The organism is Psychrobacter nivimaris (assembly GCF_009812035.1).
Taxonomy (GTDB): Bacteria; Pseudomonadota; Gammaproteobacteria; order Pseudomonadales; family Moraxellaceae; genus Psychrobacter; species Psychrobacter nivimaris.
This window is the reverse complement of record NZ_VZIZ01000025.1, coordinates 1-8,211: the sequence shown is the minus strand read 5'-3', so window position 1 is coordinate 8,211 and position 8,211 is coordinate 1. Positions and strand designations below refer to the sequence as shown.

The window sequence follows — 8,211 nt, the reverse complement described above, 5'->3', positions numbered from 1 at the left end:
ATGAAGGACTGCATGAGCTGCTTTTGAAAGTCTTTGATGTCATCGAAGCTTTTCATGCTGCTGGCCATTTGCTCAGCCAGTTTCTTGATGTCAGATTGGTTAGTCATTGCTTATTCTCCGGTTAGTGGATTATAAGCAGTTACATAAAGTTTGGGAAACTCTCATGGAAAATTGCCTTTTGAGTTTGAAGCAATGTACAATGATAAGATTAACCCGTTAGGTCAGGTGGCCTAACTTAAATAAAAAGTCTCCGACAAACCCGGTACGGTTCACTATCTATTGTTATTCTTACCTGAAATTGATGTGAGCTTATAGAGACAAGGTAAATTTGCAAAAGTGCCGGCTATTCAGTGTTCATTGAATGTTTAATTTAATTTATTAAGCTTGACCTTGGAGTGGCTCTAAGCCTTATACTTGGTACAAATTTTTCGGTTGTTATGATGATGCGTTCTACTACATGGATTACAGTCTTGGTTGGATTGTTCATGTTCCAAAGCTTTTGGAATGTGGCGGCGGCCTTTTGTGTCCATGAACAACAGCCTCAATCACAGCAGAGTTATCATTTTGGTCATCACCAAAATACCTTGTGTGCCAGCGATAGTCGTCAACACGATCATAATGGACAGTCAGAAAACATAAAAACATTCAGTAGCGATTTAGAAATCGGTGAAGATCATCAAGATCATCTACCATCGATGATGCATTTGATTGTACAAAATGAAAAAGTAGATGTGTTTCATCCAAGCTCTGAAGTTAAAGTGAATCCACAATTTCATTGGAAAAACAGCTATCAGGCTCCTGACCTGTTTCAACAAAGCCCACCTCCCGAATTTTCCCCGCTCATGGTGGGGTAGCCTAAAACATTCCCACCACTTTTATTATTTAAATAAGTGGGAAAAATCATGTCTTCACAATCAATTATACTCTTGCGTCATAGCTTGGTTGCTTGTATATGTGCAGCGGCTATGCAATATAGCTATGCTGAAAACGTTACCAGCTTTGAATCCGCTTTAGCAAAAGTACAAAGTTACCAGACTCAAGACAAGCCGTGGCAACAAGTTCAGCAAATATCTGAATTGAATATTCAGCAAAGTCGGTTATGGCAGAATCCAAGTATAAGTTTAGAACAGTCTGGCTTTGGCTCAGGTCAAGAACAGGAATTCAATGTTGGCGTTAGTCAACCTCTAGATCTATTTGGTCAGCGTAAGCTGAACCGGGTGATTGCCAATACCTCGAATCAACAAATCCAATTGCAACAGCAATTATGGAAGGCACAAAGCCAACTGATTGTTAAATTTGCATGGTCGCAATTTGCACTTGCTGAGGTTGAGCAGTCTGCTTATTCAGTACAGTTAAAAACAAGTAAAGTCAATCTGGACAGTGCCCAGAAACGCTATCAGGCAGGCAGTATTGCCCTGGTTGATTTTGAGCGTGCCCAAATTGAAGCGCTAGAAATCCAACGACTTTATGAGCAAGCGATGCTGAATAAACAAGCTGCCGGTCGTCAGCTGTCTAATTTGTGGGGGGGAGAAACATCTTCACATCTTCAATTGAATAAAACCGCTATCCCTTGGCCAGAGCAAAGTCTCCAAACTGTGCAACGGTATATTGCTGAAGGGTGGCTAGAAAAATTCTATGCCTTGAACATTCAGCAATCGGATCATCAAATTGAAAATTTAAGAATTCAGGCACGTCCCAATCCGACTTTAAATGTAGGCATGAAACGTAGCAAAACCCCTAATGAAAGCAACGATACGACTTTAGCAATCGGCGTGGCTATTCCACTGAATATTTTCAATCGCCAGCAATATGCGATCCCGATGGTCCAGCAACAGCAAATATTGCTGAACCAACAGCAGCAGCGTGAGCTGAAGCAACAAATACTCGATATTGCCAACAGCATGCATCAGCTCAAAGGTTTACGTAGCCAGTTCGATGCCACAACAGCACAAGTTACTTTGGCGACCAAAGTTCAGAGCCGTACTTTACTAGGGTTTCAGGCAGGGAAACTGTCCATTACCGACGTTCAGCAAGCAACCACCCAACTGCAGAATCTTCGATTGGGTCAATTACAAACTCTACGTCAAGCTTGGCAAACTGCCCTAGCAGCTGAGGCACTCAGTATTGGCACAAGTTATGAAGAAATTAGCCGTTCGGATGCCTATACACAACTGAATAAAAAGGCAGTCGAAGCATCGCAAAATTTAATCAATGGGGGAGCACGATAAAATGAACGCCAAGCAAAACGGAAAAATATCCCAGTCTCTCATGATTGTAGTTTTGATTCTGATTACGGTCTTGGTCAGTCTGGCTATTTGGTTAAGTTCAAAAAAAACTGAATCTGAGGGGCAGGGTTATGATGAGGGAAATGCCGAATATTCTGATGAAGATAGTTCTGAAGAAGGACATGCTGAAGAAGGCGAAATACAACTGACCAGCCAACAAATGGTTGAACAAGGTTTAAAAGTTGCTGTTGCATCCACAGGATTGGTTGAAAAGCTGACAACCCTGCCAGGTAAATTGGTGGTGAATACCGATCAACAAGCGCATATATCGCCTAATTTTAGTGGTTATGTCGAGCAGATCAATGTGGCTTTAGGACAGAGCGTGCAAAAAGGACAAACGCTGGCTGTACTAACCGTGCCTGAACTGATCGACCAACAGGCAAATCTGCGTATGGCACAGGTGAATCTGGATTTGGCCCGTAAAGATTACCAGCGCGAACAGCAACTCTGGTCACAGGGGGTTTCTGCCAAACAGGATTACCAGCGTGCCGAAAATGCCTACCGTCAAGCGCAGATTACTGTCCAGTCCTCACAAGCACGTTTAAATGCACTAGGTGCAAGTGGCAATAACAATGGGCGTTTTCTGATTAAAGCACCGATCTCTGGGGTGATCAGTCAAAAAGATATTGTGGTCGGTGAAAATGTGCAACTGGCTAATCAGCTCTTTGTCATTGAACAGCTGAAAGATTTATGGCTTGAGTTTAATTTGCCGAATCAATTCTCAGGTCAACTGCAAGCCGGGCAAAAAATTGACTTTAAAGTGAATGATTCAGATCAAAGCTATAAAGCTACTGTACAAAGCTTAACCTCTCAGGCAGATGTACAAACAGGGCGTCTGGTGGTGCGCGCAAAACTCGATGCGCAAGCTACTGAGTTGCGTTCTAATGTGTTAGTGAGAGTGTTGATTCCGGAAGCTACAGCAAAATCAGCCCTTCGGATTCAAAAGTCTGCGCTGCAAAGTATTGAAGGTGAAGACAGTATTTTCATCGTAGATTCAGAACAAAAAGGTCAAGTCCACTTAAAAGCACAGAAAGTGCAATTGGGGCAGGCTTCAAGTGATGGACAATGGCTTGAAGTGATTTCTGGGCTGACTGAAGGGCAGAAGTATATCGCTCAAGGCAGTTTCTTGTTGAAATCTGAATTAGAAAAAGACGAGGCAGGCCATGGACATTAATTCTGATCTGCCAAAACCAGAAGGTTTATTCGAACGAATCATTCAGTTTTCCATACAAAATGCGATTTGGGTGTTGCTCTTTGCCTGTACCTGGATTGCGGTCGGGGTGTATAGCTATCAGAAACTCCCGATTGATGCTGTACCCGATATTACCAATACCCAAGTCCAGCTTAATACTCAAGCCAAGGGTTTTACTGCGCTTGAAGTCGAACAGCTGATTACCTATCCCATTGAAAATGCCATGGCTGGCATTCCGGATCTGGAGCTTACCCGTTCCATATCCCGTTATGGACTCTCTCAAGTCACCATTATCTTTAAAGATGGGACTGATATTTATTGGGCCCGTCAGCAGATTAACCAACGGACACAGGAGGCGCAATCTGAGTTGCCTGCACAAATCGCACCGACGATGTCCCCCGTTTCTACGGGTCTCGGTGAGATTTATCAATGGGTACTGAAGGCAGATCCGAATGCGAAAAAGCCGGATGGAACTGCATACACGCCGATGGATTTGCGTGAGATTCAGGACTGGATTGTGCGTCCTCAACTGCAACGTGTTAAGGGAGTTGCAGAGGTCAACAGTATTGGTGGTTTTGAAAAAACCTATGTGGTCTCTCCCGATTTAAACCGGATGCAGCAACTGAATATCTCATTAGAACAACTGCAACAGGCTTTAGCGCAAAATAATGAGAACCGAGGTGCAGGTTATATTGAAGACAATGGTCAGCAACTGACGGTACGTGTACCGGGTGCATTCAATGGGCTTTCTGATATTGAGAACACCATGCTGGGTAGCCCAAATGGCAGCCCAATTCGGGTTGGTGATATTGCGCAAGTCTCTATTGGGCATGATTTAAGAACCGGTGGGGCAACCTATAACGGCAAAGAAACCGTTTTAGGGATTGTCATGATGGCGATGGGTGGAAATAGCCAGACTGTTTCTAAAGCTGTGGATGCCAAGCTTCAAGATATTCAGAATAGTTTGCCTAAAGGGGTAGTGATTGAAACGGTGTACGACCGTACTACCTTGGTTGAGAAGGCGATTAAAACCGTTCAGAAAAACTTGGTAGAGGGAGCAATCCTGGTCATCATCATTCTGTTCCTGTTTTTAGGGAATATCCGTGCTGCCTTGATTACTGCCTGTGTCATTCCACTCTCTATGCTGTTTACCTTAACCGGGATGGCACAGCAAAATATCAGTGCCAATCTGATGAGTTTAGGTGCACTCGATTTCGGCATCATTGTCGATGGTGCTGTGGTGATTGTCGAAAACTGTATCCGGCGTTTAGCCCATACACAGCAACTGTTAAAACGACCTCTCACACAAAGTGAACGCTTTAAGGAAGTTTTTCTGGCTGCCCGCCAAGCACGTCGTCCTCTTATTTTTGGTCAGCTTATTATTTTGGTGGTGTATTTGCCGATTTTTGCTTTAAGTGGTGTGGAAGCAAAAATGTTCCATCCGATGGCATTGGCAGTGGTACTCGCCCTTGTTGCAGCCATTATTTTATCGATCACCTTTGTGCCTGCTGCTGTGGCATTGTGGGTCAAAGGCGATATTCAAGAAAAAGAAAGTCGTTGGATGTTATGGCTAAAAGCTAAATATCAGCAAACTCTTGATATTTCGTATCAATACAAAGCAGTTGTGCTGACTTTTGCACTGTGTTTATTAGTGATTACGGGATTTATCAGTACCAAACTCGGCAGTGAATTTGCACCACAGCTCAGTGAAGGAGACTTTGCGATACAACAGTTACGTTCACCAAGTACAGGCTTAGAAGAGTCTTTACGTATTCAGGAGAATACTGAAAAACTTCTTTTAAAGAGTTTCCCTGAAATTAAGGCAGTATTTGCCAGAACGGGTACAGCCGAGGTTGCAACAGATGTCATGCCACCCAATATTTCAGATGGCTATATCATGTTAAAGCCTCGTTCAGAATGGCCAAATCCTAAAGAAAGTTTAGATGAATTACGTGGCCGTATGGTGACGTATTTAGCCACGATTCCAGGCAATAATAGTGAATTTTCACAACCGATTGAACTCCGATTTAATGAATTGATCTCAGGTGTGCGTAGTGATGTTGGTGTGAAAATCTTCGGTGATGATATGAATGTCCTCAATACTGAGGCGACTAAAATCTCCAAAATCATTCAGCAAATATCGGGTAGCAGTGCCGTGAAAGTTGAGCAGACCTCAGGTTTGCCATTACTGAATGTCGAGGTAAATAAAACTTTGGCTGCACAATATGGTTTGAGTGTGCGTTCAATTCAAGACCTTGTGGCAACCAATATTGGTGGACAAAGCGTGGGAGAGATTTTAGAAGGCGATCGTCGTTTTGATTTTGTTATCCGTCTTGGAGAGCAAGACCGTAGTGTCGCATCTGTTTCCCAGTTACCTATTCAGCTTCCAAATGGTGGCAGTATTTTATTGTCGGATGTCGCGCAAGTCTCGACCATTGAAGGAATCAACCAAGTCAGTCGAGAAAATGGTAAACGCCGAGTTGTGGTTACAACGAATGTTGAAGGGCGTGATTTAGGGTCTTTTGTTTCTGATGTACAGACACAGCTCAAAGCATACACTTTGCCAAGTGGTTATTGGATAGAATATGGCGGTCAGTTTGAAAATTTGGCTTCAGCCAAAGCACGGATGCAAATCGTGATTCCACTGACTTTAATCACTATCTTTATTTTACTGATGGCGGTCTTTCACAATGTCAAAGAAAGTCTATTGGTCTTTACCGGGATACCCTTTGCCTTGACCGGTGGTGTGCTGTTCCTTTGGCTAAGGGATATTCCATTATCGATGTCAGCTGGAATTGGCTTTATTGCCTTATCTGGTGTTGCAGTCCTCAATGGACTGGTAATGCTGACCTTTATTAATGAATTAAGGGACAAATATCCAGTGCATAAAGCCGTGTGGCAAGGGGCTATTTTGCGCTTAAGACCAGTGTTGATGACAGCTTGTGTGGCTTCACTGGGTTTTGTACCAATGGCGCTGTCAACCGGAACAGGGGCTGAGGTTCAACGGCCACTGGCAACCGTAGTGATTGGCGGGATTATCTCTTCAACATTACTAACTTTGGTGCTGTTACCCGTGCTTTATCGTTGGATAAATGAAAAAAAAGTTTCTTAATCCAATAGATTAGTCGATTTACAGCAGAGATATTGGCTGTTATCCAATATCTCTGCTCATCATAAATAGAATAAGGAAAATATTTTATGTCAGAACATCATGATCATAGCCATGCGGTTGTTACTGAAGAAAATAGTAAGAAGTTAATGGTTGCCTTAGGTTTAACGACTACTTTTTTAATAGTAGAAGTTGTCGCTGCTTTTATTACCCAAAGTTTGGCTTTGTTATCTGATGCAGCTCATATGTTTACTGATGCAGCCGCTTTAGCTATTGCTCTTGCCGCTATCAAAATTGGTAAAAAAGCCGCAGATGATAAAAGAACTTTTGGCTATCAGCGATTTGAAATTTTAGCGGCTCTGTTTAATGCGGTGATGCTTTTTGTGGTAGCAATATATATTGTATATGAAGCTTATCAACGTTTTACGAATCCTGCTGAAATTCAAAGTGTTGGAATGATGATTGTCGCGGTTGGTGGTTTGGTCATAAATTTGATTTCAATGAAAATCCTTTCTGCTAGTGCTGAAGGAAGTCTAAATATAAAAGGTGCATATTTAGAAGTTCTTAGTGATGCTCTAGGATCGATAGGCGTGATTATCGGAGGAATAGTTATTTATTTTACCCAGTGGATGTGGGTTGATACCGTAATCGCTGTGTTAATTGGCTTCTGGGTCTTACCTCGAACTTGGATTTTATTAAAACAAAGTATTAATATTCTGCTTGAAGGAGTTCCTGATGAGATTGATATTGAGTCGTTAAGAAATGATTTATTGAAGCTAGAGGGCGTTGAAGGGATTCATCAGTTGAAAGTCTGGGCTATATCCTCAAGAAATATTCATTTAACTGCTCATTTGGTTGCTCCGAATAGCAATACAGATCAACTCTATCAAAAGGCCTTAGAAGTTCTAAAACATAATCATAATATTACTGAAATTACGTTACAAATAGAAAATACGAAATGTAAGGCACTGTTGCAAATAGAGATTTGAGTCGATGATGTTCCCTTTAAAAAGTACTTAGAGACCGAAAACCCTGTTGATTAGACACACTTCACCCTGAGGCTGACCATAATAAAATGACGATGCTTGTCCTTTACGTAGTGCACGCATGACTTCAATACCTTTAATTGTGGCATAAGCCGTCTTCATAGATTTGAATCCTAATGTGGCCCTGATGATCCGCTTTAACTTACCATGATCACATTCAATGACATTATTTTTATACTTAATCTGCCTGTGCTCAATATCTACTGGACATTTTCCTTCTCGCTTTAATCGTGATAAGGCATGGCCATAGGTCGCTGCTTTATCTGTATTGATGACCCGTGGAATTTGCCATTTTTTCACCGTATTGAAGATCTTTCCTAGAAAACTATAGGCTGATTTACTGTTCCGTCTAGCGGAAAGGTAAAAGTCAATCGTATGACCCCGTTGATCAACTGCACGATACAGGTAAGTCCATCGCCCCTTCACTTTGATATAAGTCTCATCCATATGCCATGAATGTAAATCTGTAGGATTACGCCAATACCAGCGTAAACGTTTTTCTATTTCAGGAGCATAACGTTGAACCCAACGGTAAATAGTCGTGTGATCAACATTCACACCCCGTTCGGCCAGCATTTC

At 42.2% G+C, this 8,211-nt stretch carries 6 protein-coding genes and 1 pseudogene; 5 read left to right on the top strand and 2 right to left on the bottom strand.

The window, feature by feature from the left end:
• Positions 1-107 (bottom strand): annotated as a pseudogene (locus tag FQV37_RS14390) (transposase); the annotation flags it as partial.
• A gap of 330 nt (positions 108-437) precedes the next feature.
• Between FQV37_RS14390 and FQV37_RS10460 the strand changes: the two are divergent.
• From FQV37_RS10460 to FQV37_RS10440, 5 genes are all read left to right on the top strand, one after another.
• Positions 438-854 (top strand): cation efflux protein, CzcI-like, encoded by a 417-nt coding sequence (locus tag FQV37_RS10460; protein WP_227543712.1) that lies wholly within the window; start codon positions 438-440, stop codon positions 852-854.
• Between the two features lie 48 nt (positions 855-902).
• A complete protein-coding gene (locus FQV37_RS10455; protein WP_102090289.1) occupies positions 903-2,228 on the top strand; it encodes a TolC family protein in 1,326 nt (441 codons plus the stop codon).
• Between the two features lies 1 nt (position 2,229).
• Positions 2,230-3,459: an efflux RND transporter periplasmic adaptor subunit gene (locus tag FQV37_RS10450; RefSeq protein WP_025644120.1), complete on the top strand. Its 1,230-nt coding sequence runs from the start codon at positions 2,230-2,232 to the stop codon at positions 3,457-3,459.
• The gene (locus FQV37_RS10445) at positions 3,449-6,589 is read left to right on the top strand and encodes an efflux RND transporter permease subunit (protein WP_160022865.1); all 3,141 of its coding nucleotides are present in this window, start codon (positions 3,449-3,451) and stop codon (positions 6,587-6,589) included. Before FQV37_RS10450 ends, FQV37_RS10445 begins: the two co-directional genes overlap by 11 nt.
• Positions 6,590-6,675: 86 nt before the next feature.
• Complete coding sequence (locus FQV37_RS10440) at positions 6,676-7,575, top strand: cation diffusion facilitator family transporter (protein ID WP_102078870.1); 900 nt, start codon at positions 6,676-6,678, stop codon at positions 7,573-7,575.
• A gap of 27 nt (positions 7,576-7,602) precedes the next feature.
• Here the strand turns inward: FQV37_RS10440 and FQV37_RS10435 are convergent.
• The coding region (locus FQV37_RS10435; RefSeq protein WP_160022863.1) for an IS6-like element IS1008 family transposase at positions 7,603-8,211 on the bottom strand (609 nt) is incomplete at its 5' end.

What these genes read in the sequence shown, in the direction of transcription:
- FQV37_RS10460 (WP_227543712.1), top strand. Translation starts at nt 438, where the DNA reads ATGATGATGCGTTCTACTACATGGATTACAGTCTTGGTTGGATTGTTC.
- FQV37_RS10455 (WP_102090289.1), top strand. Translation starts at nt 903, where the DNA reads ATGTCTTCACAATCAATTATACTCTTGCGTCATAGCTTGGTTGCTTGT.
- FQV37_RS10445 (WP_160022865.1), top strand. Translation starts at nt 3,449, where the DNA reads ATGGACATTAATTCTGATCTGCCAAAACCAGAAGGTTTATTCGAACGA.
- FQV37_RS10450 (WP_025644120.1), top strand. Translation starts at nt 2,230, where the DNA reads ATGAACGCCAAGCAAAACGGAAAAATATCCCAGTCTCTCATGATTGTA.
- FQV37_RS10440 (WP_102078870.1), top strand. Translation starts at nt 6,676, where the DNA reads ATGTCAGAACATCATGATCATAGCCATGCGGTTGTTACTGAAGAAAAT.